This is a genomic window from Nocardia sp. NPDC056000, from assembly GCF_042269265.1.
Lineage (GTDB): Bacteria > Actinomycetota > Actinomycetes > Mycobacteriales > Mycobacteriaceae > Nocardia.
This window is the reverse complement of sequence record NZ_JBHJXS010000007.1, coordinates 427,273-450,431: the sequence shown is the minus strand read 5'-3', so window position 1 is coordinate 450,431 and position 23,159 is coordinate 427,273. Positions and strand designations below refer to the sequence as shown.

Genomic DNA, 23,159 nt, shown 5'->3' with positions numbered 1-23,159 from the left:
GGTTACCTGCCTACGTCAGTTCGTGGCGGGCGCGCTCACGCTTGGTGGAGGACGGGATCGCCGGAGGGGCAGGTGATCTGGATCGATGGATTCAGGTCGACGGGCAGGATATGGAGCATTGCGTATCCGGCGAGGTAGAACGTGACGAAAATGCCGAGGTAGATCGCGGTGTACCGCAGAATCGCGCGTGCAGTGGACATTGGTGTGACCTTTCGATGAAGGGTGGTGCCCAGTCCGCCGCAGGAAGTGGCACCGCGGCGGACTGGAGAACATGGGGGGTGGACGGTCAGGCGGCGCGCTGGCGGAGGGTGGGTGTGCCCACGCCGATCCAGACCAGGCACTGCGTGCAGAGGCTGTCGGTATTGACGGCGGTGATTCGGGTGCAGGCGTCGCAGCGGCCGGTGCGTTGACCCGCGCCCAGGACTGGGCCGGGTCGTCGTGGCGGCCGCTGTGCGGGTGCGAGCGGGGGTTGTGGGTCGGGCTCGTCGCCGCCGGGAAGGTGTGCGGTGGTGAGGAATTCGTCGATGAGGGCGATCAGCCACCGTGGTGCTCGGCGTCGCACGTCGGCGAGTAGGCCGCGCGCGGCGTGCGGGTAGACGCGCGCGAAGTATCCGCAGTAGGCGCGGGCGAGGTCGCGCGCGGTGAATTCGGCGGGCAGCGGTGGCAGGCCGGGCCGGTTGTCACTGCGGCATATATCGCACAGGCCGTCGTCGCTGCGGAATTGTCCTGCGCGGGTGTGGATGAGGTGTTGGTCGGTATCGCTGCGTTCGATGAAGCAGCACACGCAGCGCCATCCGCGTGCGGGGGTCATGGCGTGGTGGTCGTAGTCCAGGCCGTTGCCCTGGAAGGGAAGTGCGGTGCGCCGGTCGGTGTAGTCGTGCAGGGTGGTGCGGGTGGCCGCGCGCGCGAGGGCCGCGTCGTCGCTGATCGCTGGTGTGCCGTCCAGGGCCAGGGCGTGTTGGTATTGCTCGGCGACGTAGTGCACGTAGGTGTGATTCCAGAGTGTGCGTGCGTGGTCGCTGTCGAGCGGTGGTTTGTCGCCCGGGAAGCGTGGTGTCCACGTGCCGGTTCCGGGTGCGCGCAGCAGTCCGCGGTCGCGGGCGCGTTGTTCGGCGGTGCGGGCGGTGGTGAGTTCGTGGTCGACGGTGTCGGTGTAGAGGTGCTGCAGGCAGTACTGGGTGAGGATCTCGGGTTCGGTGTCGACGGGTCGACGTTTGCCGCGTTGTGCGGCGCGGTATTTGATTTGCTCGGCAGATCGGCGGGACGCGTCGGTGTCGCGGCTGGGTGCGAGGTAGGTGCGCGTGGGCGGGTTGCGCCACTGGCGCATCGGGGTGCGCGCGAGTTCGGCGGTGGGCAATTGTGCGTGCTGTGCGGAGTATTCGTCGTCGATGCTGGTGTTGTTGCGGGCGGCGCGGGCCTGCATGTCGGCGAGCCGGTCGGCGCGGTCTCGCAGGTACAGGCCGGGATCGGTATCGGGGATCAGGGCTCTCAGGCGCTGTGGCTGATTCGGATATTGCGCGGCAAGGCTTTTGAGTGCTGTGGCGAACGGGTACCGGGTGAAGGTGTGCACCAGCTGGTCGAGGAAGGCGCGCTCGTCGGGGGTGGCCAGGGCGAGCACGGCCGGGAATGCGCGGCGTGCGGCGCGGCGGTCGGTGGTGAAGGTGATCTCGAGTGTGGCGATGGCATCGAGGAAGGCGCTGTGTTCGGTCACGGATTGTCCTGTCTGGGCGATGAATCGGCGCGCATCCGGCGCGTGAGCAACTCGACAGCCGGGATGGCGGGCTGGTCGGTGCGACCAGCCGAGGGCGTCCGACCGGGCCGGGCGCGCGGCGCGGGCGCAGAACACGCCGGGCGTGCGGAAGCGACTATCGGTGCGCGCGCACCGGTGATCGGCGGGTCACCGAACACGCTCGCGCGCACCGATAGTCGATTGCGCCGGGCGTGGGCTGTGCGGCGCGGCGCGGTCGGTCCGGTAGCCCTCGTCGATGGCTGGTCGTGCGGACCAGCCATCCCGGCGACCCTTTCCGTGCCGATGCGGCGAGCGAGGGTCGGGGGAGAGGTCAGAAGGTGGGTTCGGCCGGGTCGGCGGCGGCGGCCGGTGCGGTGGTGCGGGCGGTGTCGTCATGCTCGGCGTGCCCACGAGATCCGTTGCCCGCGTCGGTGTGCGGACCGAATCCGCCGTGGGTGGGGGCGTTTCGCCGCACTGTCGCGGTGGCGTTGAGCAGTGACGGCCCGACTTCGATGACGTCGAGTTCGATGACCGAGCGCTTATCACCCTCACGGGTCTGGTAGGTGCGCTGCCTGAGTCGGCCCGAGGCGATGACCCGCGCGCCGCGGCGCAGACTCTCGGCGACGTTCTCCGCGGCCTGACGCCAGATCGAGCAGCGCAGGAACAGTGCGTCGCCGTCGCGCCATTGCCCGGTCGCTCGGTCGAAGTAGCGGGGTGTGGAGGCGACGGTGAAATTCGCGACCGCTTCGCCCGCGGGGGTGAACCGGAGTTCGGGGTCGCCGGTGAGATTTCCGATGACGGTGTAGCCCTGGGTCATGGAAGGCTCCTTCGGGGGTGCGGAACCGCTGCGGTGTCGATGCGTCGGCTATGGACGGCAGTCAGGGGTTCTCGTCGATGGGTGAGTCGTGTGCTGCGACACCGATATCGATGCGCAGTTCGGTGGCGGACTCGATCCCTGCCTCGCACAGTCGGCGCAGGCGATGCGGTGGCATAGCGGTCGAGAGCGCCAGGTCGAGCAATTGCGCCATGCGGTGATCGGGATCCGAGGCCAGTGCGGTGTCCAGGGCGATTCCGGCGAGCGCGCCATCGCCGTGCAGGTAGGCGCTGAAGGCCAGCAGCATGGCGGCTTCGGCGCGGTCGGGATCGGGCAGTGCCCGGGTCAGGATGGTCCAGAGCTGGTGGGCGCGATGCGCATGCTCGCCGTCGGCGACGCCGAACATGGCTTCGCGTACCGCCGAATCGCGCAGTGCCACAGCGACGTCGGCGAGTGCTCGTGGGGTGGGCACCTCGAGGGTGGAGGTGTGCGCGATGGTCTGCATCACCTGCCAGAGCGCTTGACGCGAATAGGCGCTCGGATCGCCGATCTGCACCGCGCGCACGAACCGTTGATGTGCCTGCACGGCCGCGTCATCGAGAACGGCGGTGACGGTGTGCCGCAACGCGTGATCGACGTCGAGGAGCTCGATCAGGTCGGTGCGCGTTGCGTGGATGGGACGGCCCGCGGCGGTGTATTCGGCGGCGATGCGGGAGGCCGTGGGGTCGGGTAGATATCCGTATTGCTCGGGTGTGGCCTCGCTCCACCATTCGGTGTGTGCGGCGAGGGCGCGCGTGCACCATGCTCCGGCGAGTGCGAGGTCTACTGACTCCAGCTGGGTCCGCAGGGTCTGCAGCGCCGATCGGCATCGCGCGTCGGCGGCATCGGTGTGGGTGGGCCGCGAGAGGCGGTCATCCACCAGAACCGCCAGTACGGCATGGGCGTCCATGCGGGAGCACATATCCGCGGCGTACTGCGCGATATCGTCATCGGACAGGCGATGGTCCTGCAGCGGTGACTCCATCCGCACAAGGAACTGGACCACCGCGCTGCCCTCGACCTCGGGGTGGTGTGTGACGAACAACAGCACCAGTGAGCGGATCGGGGTGAAGCCGAGCATGGCAGGCACCGCCGCGATGAGGTCGGCGGGATCGTGAATGTGTATGGACACAGGCATGGCAAGCCTCCTGAAGTGGGAAGTGGCTCGGGCAGAGCCGAAGTGAGGTGCGAGCGTGCGGGTCGGCACGGAATGCGCAGGTGCGTTGCGCGCGCGTGCGCGGTGGGCGAACACGGTGAGATCCGCGCCGCTGCCGTCGTGCGCCTAAGGCGCAGAAGGCGCGGGAGCGTGTACCGGAAATGCGACGTGGACTGATGCGAGGCCGGAATTAGGCGATGTCCGGTCGGTATCGTGGTGTGTGCGAGGGACTGACCGGTTGTCGCACCGTGTCAGGAGCAACTCGTCATGACCGAAGACATATCCCCGCGCCGCTCGCGCGGACGCAATAGTTCACCGGAACTCATTGCGCGCCTGCAGCGCTCACGTCAACGCAGCCTCGCGCGCCGTGCCGCCGAGGCCGAACGGGAAAAGAACATCACCACCGCGGTGGGGGCGTACCTCGACGCGTGGAACGCGATCGTGCGCATCGAGCAGCGCCGCGATGGTGAGGTGGCGCGACTACAAGAGCAGATCGAGAGCGTGATCGCGCATGCGGCAACCGAAGTCGCCGCGCACGAAAGCACCCAAGCCTCGGCCGCCGTGGCTATCCGGGCTCAGGTGCACACCGATGCCGAAGTAGCCGATCTGCTCGAGATCACCCGCACGCGTGTGCGTCAGCTGCTCGCGGTTCATCGCGCAACACCTGCGGGTCAGAGTCGTAGTGCGAATTCATCGGCTGACTCTGACGCAGTCCGTTCACCGGTCACCGCGATGACATCACCTGGAAGCTCGAGCGCTGAGAGGTCTGCCGGTCCTGCCCACTCGATCGCCGCAGCGCCAGCGCCTACGTCTTATGGAAGGGATGAGGTCGAGCCATCGAGTTGACCTGGCGCCGTGCTCAATCCTCTTTCCCGATGATCGCATCGGTCCCGCCACGTGTCCCCCACAACGCGGTAGGTTGTTCGCTCCACCTTGGCCAGCCATATGTGCCCGCTAATTTCGGTCACTTGTGCCATGTTTCGGGCCGTGGCCTCGTGCTGGACTGATTGAATCAACTATCGCGGGTGCGAAGGAATGCCGATGACTACCTGGCTGCATAATGTTCGACTCCGCTCTGCCGACATCTACGACACCGCGCGAGGAACATCGTTGGAGATCGGTCGCACGAATGCCATCGTGCGCTCTGGGTGCGCGATTCTCCTTGGCGCACTGTCCATCTGGTGTGGTCAACCATGGTGGGTCGTCGCCGTCGTCCCTGCCGCTCTCGGCTCAGTTTTGGCCTACCTGCACACTCGCGAGGACCTTCTGGTCACTTGGGCAGAATCCAGGTTCGTGCTCGCGCGAACGATCGCCAACCACTTACTCGATGTGAGCTGGAAAGGTACAGCTAACCTGGCCGGAATCAGCGAGGCGCTCGGAGGATTCCTGCTTGTTCTCGTAACAGGTTGGCCAGGTGGACCATTCGACGCCTACCCCGAGCGGATGGTGCTAGCTGCCGTCCCCGCCGTGATCTATGTCGCCTCGAGCTGGACTCAGGTTCTGACGGATTCTTCTATCTACCGAACCGACACCGACGCTATGAACCTAACCGTCACCCGGGGCATACGTGCATTCGTTCCAGTTGTCGGAGCTGTCGTCTGTGGCGTGTTGCTCAGCTTGGATGCGCACGAAGGTTCGAGGTACGTGCCCTTGCTCGCGTCGACATTGCTGTTGATCTACCCCATTGTGCGGACCTATGAGGCAGTCTTGGGTGCGGCAGATCGCGCCAGAAAGCCTGCCCTGTATAGGGTTCGAATCAACGATGCAATGCTCGTTCACGCCCAAATCGGTGCACCCATCCACTACATGCGTTTAGCCGCGAAGGATCGACCTGAAGACGTAGAGAATCTGATGGCGTATATGCGCAACGAGCTCGAAAGCTGCATGCTCAACATAAGTGAACCGAATCAACCTCTCAGCGTCGACGACCTCATCGCTGGAATTCTCAAGTTCCTGCCCGAGGAAGCCCGTGGACGGCTACGGGTCATCGACGGCAGCGACAGCCGGCCGGTAGGCAACGCCGATGCGCCAGTGGCGCGGGGTGTGCTCTCGGATCTGTGCTGCAATGCGCTCAAAAGCTATGACGGTGCAGCCTGGCCGACAGTCACGGTGCGTGTCACCTCCCGCTACCGTGCTTCTGGCGACAGTCGGCTGCGGATGATCGAGATCGTGGTCACCGACGACGGGCCAGGCCTACCTGTGAACTGGACGATGGGTGAATCGCTTCAACGGCTCCAACTTGTGCTTCGGCGACATGGCGGCGATCTACAGATCCAAGACAGACCGACCACCGGCGTCATCGCCACCGCTCGTTGGTGCGCCAACGCTCCCTACGAACAGGCAGAGCTGTGAAAATACTTGTAGTTGACGACAACACGATGATTGCGGTCGCGGCTCCATACGCTTACTTGCAATCCCAGCTTCCCGATCGAGTCAACGATTTCGAATTCATCCCGTTGACCGATCCCACGAAGGTTGCCGACAAGCTTGCCGAACATTCTGACATTGCCGCCGTACTGGTGGACATGCACTTCAACATGGTGTCGCCTCACAGCGGACTTCTGGTTTTAGATGCCTTGGCCAAACCCGACTTGCCACCAGCCATTGGGTACTGCCAACCTGATGAATCCCGATCGTTGTTCAAATACGCCGCTTGTCAGCTCATGGAACGGCCGCCGGCCGGGTGGGTGACACGCAACGATGCCGATCTGATCGAGCTGATCCGCCTTCTAGACGCGATCAACACAACCGCCGGTCGCCATGTCCCACCGTCGCCGTCGCTGGTTCGCTGTTATCCCGGCGTACCAGGCACCGGCGACCTCATGCGCCGAATCCTTCACCGCCCCTACGATGCCCGGATGTGGCGCTCGCTTGCGACCACAGAGCCTGGTTACGACGATCTCGGATCCGAAGGCGCCATCGCCAGCAAGACAGCACGCACACGAATCGAGGAATACTACGAAGCCATTGTCGACTACGAGAAGGCTATCGTGGCCGATGCTCCCGGATTCGCCCGTACCGGGGAGTGCGTATCGCTCGGCTCCTACGAATCGGCCGTACGGGGGAAACCTCGGTCCGTCTTGCGGGTGGTCGACAAGTTCGCGCGTTTGCATCGGATGTTCTTTACCGCGATTGAACTGCCAGGGCTGGTAGAACGTCATACCAAACGCGAACGCGAGCAGCGCGAGCAACGCGACAGGCGGCGACGGCGATGAGCCTGGGCTTGGCGTGGCCGCTGTAACCCAGGCTCATCCGATCATGTTTTCGGGCAACGTGATTCAGGGTCGTTTCGGAATTATCTCTGCAAGTTGGGCCCCTGTGCTGTAACGCAGCCCTGCTGCTGTGTCGTGCTGGTCGGGGTGATCTGCCCGTCGGTGTGCAGGATCCACCCGCTGAGCATCAGCACCAAGGCCGCGGAGACCTTGGCGACACATTTCTTGATGGTTGCCCCACTGACTCGGCAACGTCCGGAGAATCTGATGTCGATCTGTTGGTGGTTCCGGTTTTCCGTCAATTCGTTGCACTCGATTCCCTTGGAGGATCTGTGCTTTGAATTATTTCGGGAAACCGATACCCAATGTCAGAGCCGCACGTCCAACCATTGAGTGGCGAAACTGCCTCCATCTGCAGGGCACATCTGGCATCTCCGCTGACGAGCGGCTCGGCACGCTGCGCGCCCCAAACGTCGCATAGCGCCTTGATACGCATCATCCCCAATCCCCGTCTTGAGTGAGGGATTCTTTTGCAGGCGTAGTCGACTCGTCGCGTCTATGCGGTAATGGGCTGCAGGACAGCCTCATCCGCGCAAGCCGCGATATCGTCGGATTCTTCTTCATCGCCGCGAATGTTGCCCCGACTGGTGTGCTCATCGACGGACCGACTGCGTCGGATCAAACCGTCTTGCTGAACACAAATGGCACCTGCGGTGTTGGGCTACAGGCGGCCGCTGAGCCGATTGATCGTCAGCGTCGTTGCCAACCTGTCCAGCGCCGTCGGCTGGGCGTGAGCCGCATCGCCGACTCTGCGCAGCCGCACGATCGGCAGATTGCGCAGGGCGACACCGTATCCGGAATCGCTGGATTGCTCGCCGTCCTCGTGCACGATCCGGTAGTCCCGTGCGTCGATCAATACCGAGTACCACGCGTCGGCGGGCTTGCCCGCCCGCACCGCTTCCTCGGAGTCGGGGCCGGGCGCTGTCCATTGGCGACACTCACATGCGGTGTCCTGACATGGTGTGATGCGCGCGGCGACGGCATTGGATCGGTAGGTGGGCATCGTCCTGCGAGCATCGGGCACGCACGGATGGAATACGCGGCGCATTCGGGATGCACACCGGGCTCGGGACCCACCCCGCGCAGCCAATCCTGCGGCCGGACAAAGACGATGACGCGGTTGCCCGGCCCTTCACCGTCGCCGAGATCTTCGCCGCAGACCTGACACAGGCGCAGCGTCAGGACCAGTGCATACCGATGGGGATCGATCGCGCCCCAGACCGGTGCGAGGCGTCCACGGTGACACAGCGTCAGATACGGGATGGTCAAACCCTGGGCGGTCGGCTTGTCGTGCAGACGCGCGGGAATGGATGGACGGGACGAATTCGACGACGGTCCATCGGAATTCATGGTTCTCCTCGGATCCCTGATCGCTTCGCGAGCACAGGTGCCTGAGAAGCGGCGTGATCTCCGGTGATCGGTCGAGCGGCCAAACTCACGGTGATCGATTGCGTTGGCAGGGGTGGCGATTCGACGCGGAGATGAACGGCCGCGACCCGTGCGCCGGGAGTGGGCGAATGTGTGAGCCAGGGACCGAACATGGTGGAATCGACTGCGGGCAGCGCCGATTCGATCCAAGAGATCAGCGCGGCCGCGTCGCGGATCACCATCGGTGACGCCCGGTGCGCGGATTGAGATTGTGTACCGGGACGACGATCGGTGCGGTGGGAGCGTTCGCGATGGTGGATCGGGCCAGGATCGCTTCGTAGCCGCCCGCGGCCCAGGTTCCGTCGGCGATGACGAACCGGCCGGTGGACGACAGCTCGACGGGCATGAGACACCAGCGGATGCCCGTGACACCCAGGAGACCCAAATCGTGTTCCTCCCAGCTGATTTCGCTGGTGCCGTCGTCGCGCAGGCGTACGACCTGGGTGGCGGGTTCAATCGAAACCAACGCCATGCAGGGCACTGGGGAGGTGGCGGTGGTGGTCGGGGTGATGTCGGTGAAGGACTTCACCACCGCACCGGCGGGTGGAGCGGTGGCGAAACGCGCGCGGTAGCCGATGACCACAACCTCGGCTGCGGGTGGCGCGGGTGCGGTGCCACGGTGACGAGGGTGCACACGCAACCGCGCGGCATGGGCGTTCACCTCGCCGCTCCCCGAGCCGGACGCGAGATAGGTCGGCGCGTCGACAACAGCAGGGTGAGTGGGTGAGTGACGTAGCGCGGGAAGGGAGTCATGAGTGGTGGTCCTTATCGGTCGGGACTCCACCGCGGGGACGCGCGGCGCAGCTGTGTGGTGGAGCTCAGGCGACGTCGGAGAAGCTCAGGTCGCCGTAACGGTCAGTGCCGGTGAGGAATTCGCATTCGCAGTGCGGGAATTCGCGCCAGCAGTGGTCACAGAAGCCGCAGGCGGTGCAGTGCGGTCCGAGGCGTTCGTCATCGACATGACCGCAGCAATCGCAGTAGTCGGTGAAGTACTCGCCGGGGCGGGCTGGACTCGGGGAGTGGCGCCACAGGTGGGAGAGGTTGGAATACCAGATGCCCTCGTGGGACCAGTAGCCGTGGTGTTCGTTGAACAGATAGGCGGTGTGTTTGTAGCGCGGATCGACGGTCAACAGCACCATCTTGTCCCCGGCGAGCCAGGTTTCGAGTCGCGCGCGCCCGGCCCAGGAGTCCAGCGGCCCGAACGGCTCGTGCGGGAGGAAGTCCTCGGCGGCGACCCTGGTATCCGAGCGCGGATCGTCGAGCTGCGGGTGCACGATTTCGGGCAGAATTCCGTTGTGCGCCAATACTGTTCGCACATCGCCGCCGACGGCGAAGGGATGGCAGTTCTGGTCGTTGATCACCCCGTGGGTGGCCAGGCGGGAGTGGAAGAGTGCCGGTTGATCGGCGAAGCGCGCTCGGGTGGCGGCGAATTCGGTGATCACCGCCTCGGCGTCGAGTCCCCGGCCCACCACGATGCGGTCATCGGCCACGACCGCGTACCCGTGCCCGTGCGGATTGGCCGCCGCGCCATCGCGTAGCGCCTCCAGATCCGGGGCGATGCCGGGCTTGTAGAAGCTCAGGATGCACATTGCAGGGCCTCCATTTCCGCCAGCAGCGGCAGGTAGATCGGGTGCCGGCGCACCCAGGTGACGAAGGCGGTCCATTCCCAGCCGCGGCGGCTGGCCACATCGCCCGAGGTGAGGGTGCGGGTGTACTCCACCGAGGCGGCCACGAACGCCAAGGCGGCCTGAACCTGTTGCGGGTCCAGGGAACTGGCGAAGATGCGCACTTCCAAGGTGTCGCGCGGGCAGACGTTGATCGCGTGGTAGCGCCCGTAGCCGAGGCGGTCGCCTTTGGCGAAGTGGGCGATCTCGGCGCGCATATCGGGATCGAAGCTCGCCCATTCATCGCTGCTGCGCCGCGCCAGGCGGGTGGCCCAGGACTCGTTGCGGTAGATGAACTTCATCCACCGGTACACATGGGCGGGCGAGGTGAATCCTTCGCGGGAGACGTGCACGTGGATTCCGACGCCGTCGTCGATATAGGCTCCGCGGCTTCGCATTTCCCGCAACACGGTCCACGGGAAGTGCTCGAGCGCCCAGTCGTAGCTCATCGGGTGGGTGACGAGTTCGAATCCGTTGCCGTAGCCGATGGATCCGTCTTCTTTGAGATAGCCCAGGCCGCGCAACTGGCTCACTGCGGCATCGACGCAGTCTTCCAGTGCGTGACCGGAGGTCTTGAGTTCGAGTTCCAAGCCGAGATAGACCGGGCCCGCGCCGTGGAATACGGGGTCGGGTTTGTAGGAGTGGTCGAAGACGCGATCGTCGTGGTCGTCGACAGCGCAGTGCGAGCAGTAGGTTCCGCCGCTGGTGAGGTGATCGCATTCCGCGCATTCGCGGTAGTCGTCCTCGCAATCGACGCAGACTTGCTCGCCGTTGTCGACGTGGCGCACCGAGCGGGCCAGCAGGCGGCAGTCCGAGCAGCGCCAGTAGCGCAGATCGGCGCAGCGATCACACGCCATACCGTCGTCGATGGTGGGGGTGCCGGTGGCGGTGTAGCGCTGGCACAGTTCGCATTCGAACCACGCCCGCACACACTGGCGGCACAGTAATCGGTCATCGACGGTGCTGTGGACCTCGTGGGCGCGGTCGCCGCAGCCTTCGCAGAGCGGTAGGTCCTCGCAGGCCGAGCACAAGGGCTCGCCGCCGTGATCAGGTGGGGGTTCGGGTACGTGGGCCGCGCATAACTGGCAGAGGACCTGTGCCGCAGTCGATCTGGATCCGGATCTGGATGTGGGCATGGGTATGCCTTTCTGATGAGGAAAGGGGTCGGGACCCGCTGTCGGTGGGCGGACAGCGGGGGAGGTGAGGTGCGGACCGCGCGGGTGTTCGGCGCAGCGCGGCGGGGCTCGCGGGACATCTCCGTGAGCCGAATATGTTGTGCGGGTGGGAAATCGGGATGAATACGCCTGTGGCATGCGAGCGTGTTCGCCCCGCGAGCGATCGGCGGTGGGTAGGTCGATCAGGGACCGTGGTCGCCGGTGCCGGTGAAGCTCGGCTGGCTAGCGGCCGCTGCGTCCCAGGGCGGGCACCGGTGGGTTCAGACCGGTGTCGCAGTCGCAGTGGGGGAAGTGGTTGGCGCAGTGGAAGCACCAGCCGCACCGGCTGCAATAGCGGCCGCGCCGGCTGAAGTCGACCTCATCGCAGGCCTCGCAGACGTACAGCCATGCGCGCGAACCGAGCAGTGCCGCTGAGGAATCGGAGCGATAGCCGCGATTGGAATACCAAATCCTGTCATCCCAGATCCCGGCGGATTCGTTGAACACATATGCGTTCTGCTCGAACGCCGGGTCGATGGTGAGCACGACCATCTTGCTGGCCCCGAGCCACGCTTCCAGGTCCCGTCGGCCGCGCGGGGTGTCGAAGGATCCGAACGGCATACGTGCCAGATAGGTTTCGGCGGCGATGCGGGTATCCGAGCGCGGGTTGTAGGGTGCGGGCTGCACACGCCGGGGCAGAACACCGTTGTGCGCCACCACCGTTCGCCGATCACCGCCGAGGCGAAACGGGTGGCAGTTGTCGATGCTCACCGCGCCGTGGGTGCCATAGCGGCTGTGGAACAGCGCGGGTCCGCGCGGATGGCGGGCGCGGACTGCCGCGAAATTGTCGAGCACGACTCCCGCGTCCATACTGCGCCCGACCAGAATGGCGGACTCGGTGACCACAGCGAACCCGTGACCGTCCCGGTTGGCCCGGGCACCATTGCGCAGTGCGCCCAGATCGGGTGCTACTCCGCCGGGCAGGAAGGTCAGCAGGCACATGTGAGCGCCTCCAGCTCGGCCTGCAACGGGGCGTATTCCGGATGCCGGCGCACCCAGGCGGTGAATCGATGCCAGTCCCAGCCGCTGTGCTGGATGACGGCGGCGGAATCGAGTCCGCGGGTGTATTCGACGGTGGCTGCGGCGAAGGCGAGCGCGGCTTGCACCTGGTGGCTCTCAAGGGATCCGGCGAACACCCGCAATTCCAGGCTCGCGCGCGGATGCGGATTGATCGCCTAGTATCGGTTCAGCCCGAAGCGCCGCACATCGTCCTTGGCGGTGTGCTTGACGCGCTCGCGCGCAGTGGCAGAGAACTGCGCGAACGGCGATCGGCGCCGAGCCAGGGCCACGGTGTGGGATTCGTTGCGGTAGATCAGTTTGGCCCAGCGATAGATATGGGCGGGCGAGGTGAAGCCAGCGCGCGAGAGGTGCACGTGAATTCCGACGGTGTGATCGGAGTAGCACCCCAATGCGCTCAGCTGCTCGAGCAGTGGCCACGGGAAGTGCTCGATCGCGAACGTGTAGTCCATGGGATGGGTGACCAGCTCGAAGCCCAGTGGCTCGATCGACGAGTCGTGCTTGAGATAAGCCAGCTCATGCACATGGTCGCTGACGGTCTGCGCACTGAGCTGGTAATGATGTTCCGGCACAACGATTTCCAGCTCCAAGCCGAGGAAGACCGGTCCGGCGCCGAAGAATCGGGGGTCGGGCTTGTAGTTGTAGTTCCAGATGCGCCCACCCGCGTCGCAGCTATCGCAGTCGGTGTAGCGGGGCAACAGCGTGCCGCAGTGCTCACAGGCGGTATAGCGCGGCGCACACCGCGAGCACACCCGCGTACCGCCCGAGACATATCGGCTCTCGGCGGTGTAGAAACTGCAGACGGCGCAGTGATCGTAGAACCGGTCCACACACTGTGGGCAGACATAGTCGGCGGTGTCGGTGGGCCAGGTCGCCGGGGAGTAGTAGCGGCAGCGCGCGCACTCCCGCCACCCGGCGGCGCATCGCGGGCAGAGTCGTCCGAGTTCGATGGTCACTGCCAGTCGCCGACTCGGCCCGCGGCACCGGTCGCAGCGCGGCAGTCGAGCCGCGCATGAGGGGCAGATTCTCTCGGAGTCCAGCATTTGCGCGTGGTCATCGTTGACGGCCGAGTCGCAGATCGCGCAAGGGGCTGCGGGCCAATCGATTTCGGGCATGGTGGATCGCCTTTCGATGAGGGTGGAGACGAAAAACGCCGTGACGGAGGCGATTCCGTCACGGCGAAGGATGCGGGTTTGCTGACCAGGGCTACTTCGGGGGCTTACGCGCGGGGATGAGCCCTGGGAGTGGGCGGTCGGCTTGCTGGATGAGCATGGTAGGTCGATCGCGCACCGCATTAGCGAGCGGTTCCAATCGACATCTATGAGGAAATCGCTGCAGGCCGCGCAGGACGGGTGCTACTTGCCCGCTGCTTGACGGACTGTCGTGGCTGGTCCGATGAAACCGGTGGGCCGCGGTCGTCGGAAAGTTGGAACCTGAAAGGGCACACTGTCGTCCAAGACAACATGGACGCCGGTATCAGTCGTCATGCACTGGTAGACGCTGGCCTGGATCCTGACGACCCGGACGTGTGGGCTGCACAACGTCGGGTAAGCAACGTGGTTCCGGTGTTTGTCTGTGACTTCGATGCGAGGTCGCCGGTGATTTTTCTGCTACTGACTCAAGGCCTCGGTGTTCTTGATGAGGAGTTCGGCGGCGTTCCCTATCTGTTCGTCGGTGATCACCAGGGTGTCGTTTTCATTGATGATTTCCATGGAACCGACCCACGGATCGATTCGGGTGGTGAGTTCGACGACGCCTTTGGTTTGGATAGGACCCGTCTTGGTGCGTGCGTCTCGGATCCAGATTTCCTTCCCATGCCCAGGAAGGGGTGCGAAGTGGTTTTCCTTCAGATAGGGAGTCAGGCCGCCATCTGATTCGTCGGCTCGGGTCGGCCTTAGTGCGACGCTGGCGGTGAGCGATGGGTTGCCGGCCTTGACCGGGTCGAAGACACAGGTGAACGCGTCCTTCACAGGCTGATCGGCTTGACGTTTGCCAGTGAGGTAGGACGGTTTGACGGTATCGATCGGGAAGTCGGTGCGGAAGTAGTTCAGGAACGGAGTGCAGAAGTCCTCGACAGTTGGTGGCGGTTTGCTGGTGTCGGTCTTGCTATCGCACCCTGCAACGGACGCGGTGACGATCAGGAGAGCAATCGCAGCGACAAGTCGCCCTGAACGAGCACGACGGGCACGGATTTCTCGGCTTCTCACTTGACGGCGGCCCTGCCTTCCAGGATGTGTGGCTCATTTGGGCCTTCCAGTGGTCGAGCCCCGACCGTGGAGGTCGGGGCTCGTTCATCTCGCGGGGCCCGTTCGCTAGAGCCCGAACAGGGCCTTGAGCAGCGAATCAACCTCGGCCATCTCGCTGTCGGTGGCCTGGCCTGCCAGTTCGCCCTTTTCCAGGTTGGCCAAGGGTACGGACTGGGTACGCCATACGACCGCGGATCCGTTCTCCACTGCGGAGATCGGTGCGGTGACATGTTGGCGCGTACCAGGAGATTCGACGATCGGGGTGATGAAGACGTAGCCGATTGGCTCGGCTACGTCGATGTCGGACACCACGAGCGCGTTCATCGCGCGACCCGTCACCGTGCTGATTTTGTAGACGTCACCTCTATGCACTGGCGCGCCACTGCTCGCAGGTCGCATCGAAGTCGGCGAGCTGCTGATCTTCTTCGCTGGTCATCGCCTTGGCTTGCGAGGTGAGCAGGTACACCCGCGCGGCGTGCTCGAATCCCGCTGATCTGTTGCCGCCGGAGATGCGTTCGATGGCGGCGACGATCTGCTCGTCGACAGTGATGGAGATCTGCTTCGTGGCCATGATATAGACGGTATCATCGTTCATATCATGTCTTGTGGGTGAAGTGGTCACTCTGTTCCTTTCATGGGGTGGAGACAGCAGGCCTTGTCACGACGTGTTCGTGACGCGTTGCGGCGCGATCGCCGCGCGTTGGTGTGCAGGCGTCGTTAAGGTGGCTCAGGTGACCCGGCCTGATTCCGGCAGTTCCGCGGCTGAGGATTTGCCTGTCGCGGATTACGTGGCGAGATTGGCCCGCAAGCGGATGGCAGCGGGAGTCCTGTTCCGAGACAGCGCAGACCGCGTGTTGCTGGTCGAACCGTCGTACAAGCCGAACTGGGAGATTCCCGGTGGTGCCGTGGAAGCCGATGAGTCGCCGTGGGCGGCAGCTCAGCGCGAGGTTGGCGAGGAGCTGGGACTGCGGATTCCGCTGGGGCGGCTGCTTGTCGTGGATTACGTTCGCCCGCAAGACTCCAGGCCCGAAGGAGTAGTTTTCGTTTTCGACGGAGGCGTCCTTCCGGACGACTCGTCTGCGCGAATGAGGCTGCGAGACGGAGAGATTCTCTCGGCGTCCTTCCATACCTTGGATGAGGCCGCAGCTCTGGTGAAACCTTTGCTGCTCGATCGCCTCGCTGCGGGGTTGGCTGGCGCACGAGACGGAGCGACTGTGTTGTGTGAGCAGGGGCGGCCGATCATGTAGTGACGGGTCACCCTCGCTCTGTTGCTGTGTGACTCATAGGGATTCGAGCAGGGGCCCGGATGCTCGCGCAGGCGTTGTCGTTTCCTTTCTCATAGCCGTGTGCTGTTTGCCGGCGGCTCGGTAGAGGCTGTCGTGGATGCCATCGGCGTAGAGCAACCCGGACAGGTCGCGTCGGATCTTGGCCAGGCGCCCGTGAGCGCGGAATCCTTCTGCCCCAACCAGAAGCGCGAGATCGGCAGCTGTCTGGTTGGCGATATCGATGCCGTGGGCCTTCGTTGCGGCGCCCCATCTCTCGGTGTCGGGATGGGCGGTTTCGGCGAGTTGGCCGGCGGCAATAGCCCCGAGTAGTGCGGTGACGAGCTGGACATGGGAACGCCCGACTGTCACCAGCGCCGAGTCTCGCAACCGTGTGATGGCGGGGGTTGCCAGCCGGGCGGCCAGGGATTCGGTCACTTCGTCGAACAGGGCAGCGGCTCCGCCGAGGGCAGTGGATGTGACCAATGGCCGGTATCGGGCGAAGTGCTGGCGCAGCATCGCCATCCCCTCGCCACACAGCACATCCTCTGGGCGTACCACCACGGCGTCGAGGTCGAGGACGCCCCAGGCCCAGCCCGCAAGTCCGGCGGGTTCGATCGGGTGTCTGTGCAGGCGAGGCGATGTCGCGTCAATCGTCGCAGCGGCCATGGTTCCGTCTGGTGCGCGGAAGAACACAATGAAAACAGCCGCTTCGGCCAACCGGCTGATCCACGTTTTGCGGCCGGTGACCAGCCACGTCCCGTCAGTCGCCGCGGTTGCAGTCGTGCGGGTGGCTGCCGGATTGGAACCGCCGTGTGACTCGGTGATCGCGATTCCGGCCAACTGTCCGGCCAGCAGCTGCGGGACCCAGCGCTGACGGGCGCGCGGTTTGCCGTACCTATCGATGAGAACACCGTGCCCGAGACCGAACGCATCACGCAGATCGATGTCGCGATAGCCACACAGGAACTGTGCGAGCGCCGCGAACACCATCGGTTGACCCGTGGTGTCGAGCATGCCGCGTAGCGCCAACTCGGACCGGATCTCTTGCAGCGCGCGACTACGTTCGGGTCCAGACGTGAGTTCTGTTGTGAGGAGATAACTTTGGACTGCTTCGTCGAGAGTAGTGGCGAGGATTTTCAGCCGCCGCCAGTCCAGGCTGTCATCCTGATCGAGAATCGGACGCAGCGGTTCGAACCAGCTTTCGATGACCTCCACGAGCGCACGGGCGTTCATGGTGCCTCCCCATGGACGCGCGCGGGCTGCCCGTATGCCAGCGCACCCGCCGGGATGTCGTGGGTTACCAGCGAGCCGGCGCCGACGAGAGCCTCGGCGCCGATGGTCACCCCCGAGAGGATGACTGAGCCACTGCCGATTTTCGCGCCGGTATCGAATCGCGGTGCGGTCAGGACCGGCTCGCGGTGTGGGTCGCGCCAGGTGAGTGTCTTGTCGTTGATCGTGCGTACCCCCGCCCCGAGGAACACGCGGTCGGCCACCTGCGTGGAACCGGTGATGTGCGAGCCCGGCGAGCACCGCACCTGCCGTCCGATGGTGGTGCCTCGTTCCACACTGAGGTAGTGGCCGAGCTGGCTTTCATCACCGATACGCGTGCCGGTCCGTAGCAGGCTGTGGTGCCCGACCACCGTCCCTGATCCGACCTCGACTGCGGCGTAAACAACTGCTCCGCAACGGATTACCGCATCCGTGCCGATCGCAGTGGAACCGCCGTGCCCGGGATGGATCTGTCCGACGGCGTATCCGCGTTCGGGCTTGCCGACCACGGCGCACTCCTCAATCCGTGCATTCTCACCGAGCCTGGTGCCACCGTGGATAACCGCGAATGCGTTGATCACCGCACCGCGACCGATCACGACAGGCCGCAGGTCTCCGAACTCGTCGGCAGGAACAAACACCGCGAACCGACTGATGGTTGTGTTCTCGTCGGCATGGAGGAGCCCGGCGTTTTCGAGTTCGGCAGTGGTCATTTCGTACCGGAGTGACGTGGTACGGGCCGCGGCGCCGGTTGTGGGGATGATCATCGGTGTGCCTCCATCGCGGCAGGGATGGGATGAACTGTCGCGACCCCTCCATCACACGACTCCCACAGGTGTGTGCGCCATTGTCCTTGCGCGGCATGGAAATACTTTGCGCGCTGCGCAAATCATCTGGCGGCCGCCATGATTGGGCCGCTACGCTCGAATTCCCGGCATAGGCGAAGGACTCGGGAATGAACCAGGCCAATGCGAACTGGAACACCGACGCCGTCCGCGCAGCTGCTCAGTCCGGCAATTACGGTGTCGTCATCCGGGCAGTCCGGCGAGCCAGCAACCTTACTCTCGCCGACCTCTCTCGCCGTACCAATTACTCGGTCGCGAGCCTGTCGCGGCTCGAAACCGGCAAGCAGAACCTCTTCGATGTTCGCGTCCTGCGCGGTCTTTCCGAGGTGCTTGCGATCCCACCGCAGTTGCTTGGATTGGCCGACACTTCCTCGCAAGCGGTGCGAACATCCTGGCCCGCAGCTATCGTCGGCGTCATCTCCACACCAGAGGAGGAGACCGACATGCGGCGTCGAACGCTGCTCACCGGACTGGTCGGCACCGCCGCTGCACTCGGCGCCGCCTCGCCACTCACGCTGCGCACCGATCCGCTGCGGCAGCTCGAAGCGGTCTTGCTGAGTCCACCGTCGGGGAGCCGGCCAGTCGGAGTCGACCAGCTTGCGCGTGAGCTGGCTGCGGCGCGGACTGCATTCGACTTCGGCCACTACAGCGACCTTGCCGCCCGCCTGCCCAATCTGCTTCCTACCGCAATCGCCACGCGCGATGAGACAACCCGCGCCCGCGCAGACGTTGCCGCAGCCAACATCCTGCTGACCCAGACCTATCTGCTCGCGTCCAGACTGATGATCAAGTTCGGTCGTGACCAACTTGCCTGGACGACAGCCGATCGTGCCGTGCACACAGCACAAAGTAGCGACGATATCTGCACTGTCGCGGACGCTCAGCGCGCATGGGCGATCGTGCTGCGCCGTACCGGCCACACATCGGTCGCACAACACCTCGTCGTCGATACAGCGGCGACGTTGCAGCGCGAATTGGGCAGCGGCCCTGCATATCTCGTGACCTATGCATCGCTACTGTCCACCGCGGCCTACACCGCTGCCAGCGACGGCGACCGTGACACCGCCTTTTCGCTGCTTGCCGAAGCCGCCGATGCCACCTCCAGACTGGACGACAACAACCCCGCTGCCGTAGCGCTGTACCGAGTCAGTTCCGCACGGGTGCTCGGCGACGTTGGGGTGGCGATCGAGACGGCGCGGCGAATCAATCCCGCGGCCATCGTCTCAGCTGAGCGGCGCGCACGATACTGGGCCGACGTCGCCCGCGCTTTCCATCAATGGGGCAAGCCCGAGCAGAGCTATCGCGCGCTCTTGGCGGCCGAACGAATCGCTCCGGACGAAGTCCGTTACCGCAAGCCGATACAAAAGATAACCCTGAGCCTGCTTCGTCAGCCTGGAGCGACCACGTTGCCCGGACTTCACGCGTTCGCCCAGCGCACCGGAGTTGATCAGAACAATCTGAAGCCGGACGGCACCAGCCGGAGCTGACCGCAGCTCGTCAGCGCTGTCCTCTGAACAGGCCATTCTGCGGCGTATCGGATGAGTCCGACCCGAAGATCCAAGAAAGCTTGCCGAGTAGCTGACGTGAGCTATTGAAGAGTGGCCAGCAGATTGTTGGTGAGCCAGCCGAGTACGGGCTCGCCGGGATATCCAGAGGATGTCACGAAGACATCGTTGCAGTCGGAGACCCGGTGCATTTGATCTCTTGCTTCAACGGCGGTGGTAGTGATGGAGACGAAGCCGATCGCCTCGGCGAGCCGACGGTTCTCGTTGCCGGACAACAGCTCACCCAGCAGAGCGTGGGAGTATTGCTCCGGCGTCACTGTGCGTGCGTAGGAATCGAGTAGCGATTGGTGAACGACGTACTTGACGGTTCCGGTGTCGTCGAGGATGGGTACCCGCTTCTTACCTGTCACGGCGATGATCGTGGCGATGGACTCGAGGGTGATGTCGCTTGCGGACTCGCCGGGGGCGGTCGATCGAACGATCATCTGCTCGCGGCGAATCATCACAGCGGAGACCGAGTCGTCTTTTTTGTACCCACCTGAGAGTCGCAACGTGGATTGTGTTGCGGCTTCCAAGTTCTCGCGCGCGAAGTAGAAGGCCAGGACGGTACCCACCCATGTGCCGAACAGGGGGAGCACGGATGAGAACACCAGCTGCGATACACGGTCCCTGTCGCCGGTGTCGGCCATGGCGACGACCAGGGCGGATAGGCCGGTGATCGCCGCCAGGCTCAGCCCAACCACCCAGGCAGCCAGCTTCGCTCGGAACGTGGTCTCTTTGTTGCTGCGCAGTCGCACGGTGTAGAGATCGCTTTCAGATTGTTCGGGCAATGCCACGCGGGCTCGAACACAGGCTCAGACCGCGAGCCGGGCTCGGGCATGTAGTCGAAGGTGACTGCTGCTCAAGATCTTTCATAACATACCGAGCTCGCCGGGTGACAGGCCTCGGGTGACGTTCGGGATCTGCCGGTGCCGCAGCCTATAGCCCCGCGCTGCGATGAACTTCGTAATGTACGACAGGGGTTTGATGGTCGTGGAGGGCGCCAGCGTCGAATTGAGGATCAAACAGTCCAGGGAGATCGCCATCTATGGACGGGCATTCGACCTTCTGGCGAGCCAGTCTGTCACTGGCGGATGCCGCGCGAGATCTGATCAGAATCCCCCTCGACAGGCCCGCAACTCGGTCGAAGGGCCGAGCGCCAGCTAGGGCTGGCGAAGCCCGACGCCAGACCGCTCGCTTGATGAGATCATCTGCACGACAGTAGATCTGGTGACCGATGGCTGCCTAAGATCATGAAGCGGCGCAACCACCTCGCTCCGCATGCTCCACGGAGGGGAACTATGGAAACGCCAAGGCGTGAAAAGTCCCGAGGCAATGGACTCGGTAACAAGCGCTGGCAACGCTACGCAGAGGCGTTCGACCGAATCGAGCGTTGTACCAGCCAGGGCTACCATCTCGAGGCGATTGCGATTCTCGACTCGCTTATCGGGGATCGTCTGGCGAGCCGCCTCAGCCACCTGCAGGGCGTCGCCACCATCCCGGTAACTGCGATCGGTCCGCTCTGCATCAAGCTCGTAGGGGGCAAAGAAACCAGCGGTGTGGAGCACGATCCCAACTTCCGCGAAGTGACCGCCGACATCCGTACGTGGGCCGGACAGCGCAACGACGCAATGCACGGTATCGCAAGGGTATTCAAGCACGAAGACACGCCCATTGGGTTCGATGCCGCGATCGAGTCACACCGTCAGACTGTGACGGACGGGATAGCGCTCCTGCAGAGGTTCGACCGTCTGGACACCGCCGTGCGCAGGTCCCAAGGCAGAATTCCAGGGACGTGGCCAGCCGCCTTCTTTCCAGGGGAGCGGCCGACCATCCCGCGCCCGACGGAGCCAGAAGTCAACTAACCCAATGACCCTCGTATTTCTGGGCGATATCTGCTGACCGGGAGGGGGCTCTTGGAGATCGTATGCGCTGCCCTCCACAGGCGACAGGTTCGCAACACGACCGTCGCAAGTCCCTGAGCAGGGTTCTCTTCCTTGGTCTTTCAGCAATCAAGGGTTCGGTCTGCCTGTCATCAGCAGCTGTACGACGAACTGCCTCTCACATGCGTCGATACGTTCGCGTCAACGACGGTGAGGGCGGGCGGTGACGGTTCGATCGAAGGCCCCAAGATCAGCGACGCCAGCCTGCGCAATATGCCTGAGCGGTCTCTTTAAGCCATTGTGGTTCGCCGCAGGATTCGGGGTCTGAGCGTCGATTTACCTCATTTCGAACTGGACGGTTGTTTGCGGTAATTAATAGTTTCGGGTCGGTTGTTGTGCCTAAACAAAGAACTTTGCGGCAAATTAATCAAACGACCAGTTTTAATTCGGCTAATAGCTAGCATTAGCAAATGGATGCGCCGCGGGCCGCCGCGCCAATTGCACATCGAACAGCTACTCCTGATTTCCGATTGGGAATGCGGGTGCCCGCAGGTCGATGTATGCTCGCAGTTGGCTCCAGAGAAAGGAAATTCATGACAACGCAAGTTAGTTCGCGTATGGAACTGGACCGTGAGATCGATGCACTGATGGCGAGCAGTTCGGCGACTGGACTCATCGAAGCGTTCGATGACCCAGACACTCGTCGAAAGTTCATCGAGCGACAGCCGAGGGCGAACGACGCCGACGACGGATGGTAGAGATTTCGAGTCATTCCGGCGGTAAGCTTGTACTGCCGGAATGCATCGTATCGATGCAGGAGAACTATCCGTGGTCGAGTCTCGAGAGATCGGCTAAGTCTGTTCTCGCTGCAGCGGTGCCAGCTTTCCAGGCCGAGATCGATAGGCTTCCGCTGTCGATCTTCGGCCTGAACAGCGGGTTCTTCTATTTGCCTCCAGCTCTGGCATCGGGGTGGGCTGCCTCGATTCCGATGGAAGAGTTTTTGGTGGCATTGGCTGTGGGACACGTCTTCTTTGCCTATCAGGACTCGATAGTCGACGGTGGCGTCACGTCTCCGGAACTTTGCATTATCGCGCACGAAGCCCTATTCGAATACCTGCGGAGAATCGCCGTGATCGGGTGGCCTGATGCTTCACCAATGTCCGATTTATCTCATGCTTTGGAGTCGCATCGGCGGAACTATCTGTTGTACTCGGCAGCCATCTCCAACGATCTCCTCCATCGAGGAAATCTGTACCGTTACACACCTCCGGAGATAACAAACCTGGGTTGGAAAGCCGCACCCTGCAATACGCCATTTGAAGTTGTAGCCGCGCGAGCCGGGCGACAGGATGGCATCCCTGTCCTCCTCGAGGCAGTGAAGCATTTCTGTGCGGGCCTGCAACTCATGGATGATCTGAGCGACCTGGCAATCGATCACGCCGACGGCAATATGACAATGGCTCTCTCGCATACGTTGTTGCACTTGAAGGACGCGGGATTGGAGCATCGTTCCGCCGAGGTCGATGACATCCTGTTCGCGGCCGAAGTGAGCGGCGTCAGCCGAGTGTCCTGCCAGATGGCGCTTCGTATGTTCGCGGTAGCGAAGGAGCTTGCTGACCAAGTGGAAGCCACGCCGCTCGCTGAACTGTGCGATGCGTGGGCTGTTCGAGTGGGGCATCGCCTCGAGCTCAGCGGCGAATCGATCTGACTGTCCGATGTCCTCCACTTTGCCGCAGCGTTGGGTCGGGATAGGTGACAGTCGCGCACTGTCGCA

Annotated in this window: 24 protein-coding genes; 7 read left to right on the top strand and 17 right to left on the bottom strand. The window is 63.7% G+C overall.

Features of this window, described 5'->3' with window-relative positions:
• Positions 1–35 precede the first annotated feature (35 nt).
• The 4 genes from ACFC4D_RS23090 to ACFC4D_RS23075 form a co-directional block, all read right to left on the bottom strand.
• Positions 36–200: a hypothetical protein gene (locus ACFC4D_RS23090; RefSeq protein WP_376066416.1), complete on the bottom strand. Its 165-nt coding sequence runs from the start codon at positions 198–200 to the stop codon at positions 36–38.
• Between the two features lie 86 nt (positions 201–286).
• The gene (locus ACFC4D_RS23085; protein ID WP_376066413.1) at positions 287–1,711 is read right to left on the bottom strand and encodes a hypothetical protein; all 1,425 of its coding nucleotides are present in this window, start codon (positions 1,709–1,711) and stop codon (positions 287–289) included.
• Positions 1,712–2,060: 349 nt separating this feature from the next.
• Complete coding sequence (locus ACFC4D_RS23080; protein WP_376066410.1) at positions 2,061–2,546, bottom strand: single-stranded DNA-binding protein; 486 nt, start codon at positions 2,544–2,546, stop codon at positions 2,061–2,063.
• Between the two features lie 61 nt (positions 2,547–2,607).
• On the bottom strand, positions 2,608–3,720 hold the full coding sequence (locus tag ACFC4D_RS23075) for a DUF4192 domain-containing protein (protein ID WP_376066407.1): 1,113 nt from the start codon (positions 3,718–3,720) through the stop codon (positions 2,608–2,610).
• 285 nt (positions 3,721–4,005) lie between these two features.
• Between ACFC4D_RS23075 and ACFC4D_RS23070 the strand changes: the two genes are divergently transcribed.
• The 3 genes from ACFC4D_RS23070 to ACFC4D_RS23060 all read left to right on the top strand — a co-directional run bounded on the left by ACFC4D_RS23070 (position 4,006) and on the right by ACFC4D_RS23060 (position 6,953).
• Positions 4,006–4,584 carry a hypothetical protein gene (locus ACFC4D_RS23070; RefSeq protein WP_376066405.1) on the top strand — a complete coding sequence of 193 codons (579 nt, stop codon included), beginning with the start codon at positions 4,006–4,008 and terminating at the stop codon, positions 4,582–4,584.
• Between the two features lie 195 nt (positions 4,585–4,779).
• Complete coding sequence (locus ACFC4D_RS23065; protein ID WP_376066402.1) at positions 4,780–6,090, top strand: hypothetical protein; 1,311 nt, start codon at positions 4,780–4,782, stop codon at positions 6,088–6,090.
• On the top strand, positions 6,087–6,953 hold the full coding sequence (locus ACFC4D_RS23060) for a hypothetical protein (protein WP_376066399.1): 867 nt from the start codon (positions 6,087–6,089) through the stop codon (positions 6,951–6,953). The genes ACFC4D_RS23065 and ACFC4D_RS23060 overlap by 4 nt, the downstream gene beginning before the upstream one ends.
• Before the next feature lie 718 nt (positions 6,954–7,671).
• On the opposite strand, the gene ACFC4D_RS23055 is transcribed toward ACFC4D_RS23060, so the two are convergent.
• The 10 genes from ACFC4D_RS23055 to ACFC4D_RS23010 all read right to left on the bottom strand — a co-directional run bounded on the left by ACFC4D_RS23055 (position 7,672) and on the right by ACFC4D_RS23010 (position 15,150).
• Positions 7,672–8,013 carry a hypothetical protein gene (locus tag ACFC4D_RS23055; protein ID WP_376066396.1) on the bottom strand — a complete coding sequence of 114 codons (342 nt, stop codon included), beginning with the start codon at positions 8,011–8,013 and terminating at the stop codon, positions 7,672–7,674.
• A 600-nt stretch (positions 8,014–8,613) separates the two neighbouring features.
• Entirely contained in the window at positions 8,614–9,099 is a 486-nt protein-coding gene (locus ACFC4D_RS23050; protein WP_376066394.1) for a hypothetical protein, read from the bottom strand.
• A 157-nt stretch (positions 9,100–9,256) separates the two neighbouring features.
• The gene (locus tag ACFC4D_RS23045) at positions 9,257–10,027 is read right to left on the bottom strand and encodes a class II glutamine amidotransferase (RefSeq protein ID WP_376066391.1); all 771 of its coding nucleotides are present in this window, start codon (positions 10,025–10,027) and stop codon (positions 9,257–9,259) included.
• Positions 10,015–11,031 (bottom strand): amidoligase family protein, encoded by a 1,017-nt coding sequence (locus ACFC4D_RS23040; protein WP_376066388.1) that lies wholly within the window; start codon positions 11,029–11,031, stop codon positions 10,015–10,017. The genes ACFC4D_RS23045 and ACFC4D_RS23040 overlap by 13 nt, the downstream gene beginning before the upstream one ends.
• Before the next feature lie 468 nt (positions 11,032–11,499).
• Entirely contained in the window at positions 11,500–12,258 is a 759-nt protein-coding gene (locus ACFC4D_RS23035) for a hypothetical protein (RefSeq protein ID WP_376066385.1), read from the bottom strand.
• Positions 12,246–12,422, bottom strand: a complete 177-nt coding sequence (locus ACFC4D_RS23030) for a hypothetical protein (RefSeq protein ID WP_376066383.1) — start codon at positions 12,420–12,422, stop codon at positions 12,246–12,248. The genes ACFC4D_RS23035 and ACFC4D_RS23030 overlap by 13 nt, the downstream gene beginning before the upstream one ends.
• 69 nt (positions 12,423–12,491) lie before the next feature.
• Entirely contained in the window at positions 12,492–13,289 is a 798-nt protein-coding gene (locus tag ACFC4D_RS23025) for a hypothetical protein (RefSeq protein WP_376066381.1), read from the bottom strand.
• Positions 13,290–13,943: 654 nt separating this feature from the next.
• Complete coding sequence (locus tag ACFC4D_RS23020; protein ID WP_376066378.1) at positions 13,944–14,540, bottom strand: hypothetical protein; 597 nt, start codon at positions 14,538–14,540, stop codon at positions 13,944–13,946.
• Positions 14,541–14,645: 105 nt separating this feature from the next.
• Entirely contained in the window at positions 14,646–14,918 is a 273-nt protein-coding gene (locus ACFC4D_RS23015; protein WP_376066376.1) for a hypothetical protein, read from the bottom strand.
• 25 nt (positions 14,919–14,943) lie between these two features.
• A complete protein-coding gene (locus ACFC4D_RS23010; protein ID WP_364647276.1) occupies positions 14,944–15,150 on the bottom strand; it encodes a hypothetical protein in 207 nt (68 codons plus the stop codon).
• A 160-nt stretch (positions 15,151–15,310) separates the two neighbouring features.
• Here ACFC4D_RS23010 and ACFC4D_RS23005 point away from each other — a divergent pair, with 160 nt between their 5' ends.
• Positions 15,311–15,826: an NUDIX domain-containing protein gene (locus ACFC4D_RS23005; RefSeq protein ID WP_376066374.1), complete on the top strand. Its 516-nt coding sequence runs from the start codon at positions 15,311–15,313 to the stop codon at positions 15,824–15,826.
• A gap of 33 nt (positions 15,827–15,859) precedes the next feature.
• Here ACFC4D_RS23005 and ACFC4D_RS23000 read toward each other — a convergent pair whose 3' ends face one another.
• Positions 15,860–17,077, bottom strand: a complete 1,218-nt coding sequence (locus tag ACFC4D_RS23000) for an acyl-CoA dehydrogenase family protein (protein ID WP_376066371.1) — start codon at positions 17,075–17,077, stop codon at positions 15,860–15,862.
• On the bottom strand, positions 17,074–17,880 hold the full coding sequence (locus ACFC4D_RS22995) for a hypothetical protein (RefSeq protein ID WP_376066369.1): 807 nt from the start codon (positions 17,878–17,880) through the stop codon (positions 17,074–17,076). The genes ACFC4D_RS23000 and ACFC4D_RS22995 overlap by 4 nt, the downstream gene beginning before the upstream one ends.
• A gap of 188 nt (positions 17,881–18,068) precedes the next feature.
• Here ACFC4D_RS22995 and ACFC4D_RS22990 point away from each other — a divergent pair, with 188 nt between their 5' ends.
• On the top strand, positions 18,069–19,445 hold the full coding sequence (locus ACFC4D_RS22990; protein ID WP_376066366.1) for a helix-turn-helix domain-containing protein: 1,377 nt from the start codon (positions 18,069–18,071) through the stop codon (positions 19,443–19,445).
• 101 nt (positions 19,446–19,546) lie between these two features.
• Here ACFC4D_RS22990 and ACFC4D_RS22985 read toward each other — a convergent pair whose 3' ends face one another.
• Complete coding sequence (locus tag ACFC4D_RS22985; RefSeq protein WP_376066364.1) at positions 19,547–20,299, bottom strand: hypothetical protein; 753 nt, start codon at positions 20,297–20,299, stop codon at positions 19,547–19,549.
• Positions 20,300–20,803: 504 nt separating this feature from the next.
• Here ACFC4D_RS22985 and ACFC4D_RS22980 point away from each other — a divergent pair.
• A complete protein-coding gene (locus tag ACFC4D_RS22980) occupies positions 20,804–21,367 on the top strand; it encodes a hypothetical protein (RefSeq protein WP_376066361.1) in 564 nt (187 codons plus the stop codon).
• An 829-nt stretch (positions 21,368–22,196) separates the two neighbouring features.
• Positions 22,197–23,093 (top strand): hypothetical protein, encoded by an 897-nt coding sequence (locus tag ACFC4D_RS22975; RefSeq protein WP_376066359.1) that lies wholly within the window; start codon positions 22,197–22,199, stop codon positions 23,091–23,093.
• Positions 23,094–23,159 lie beyond the last annotated feature (66 nt).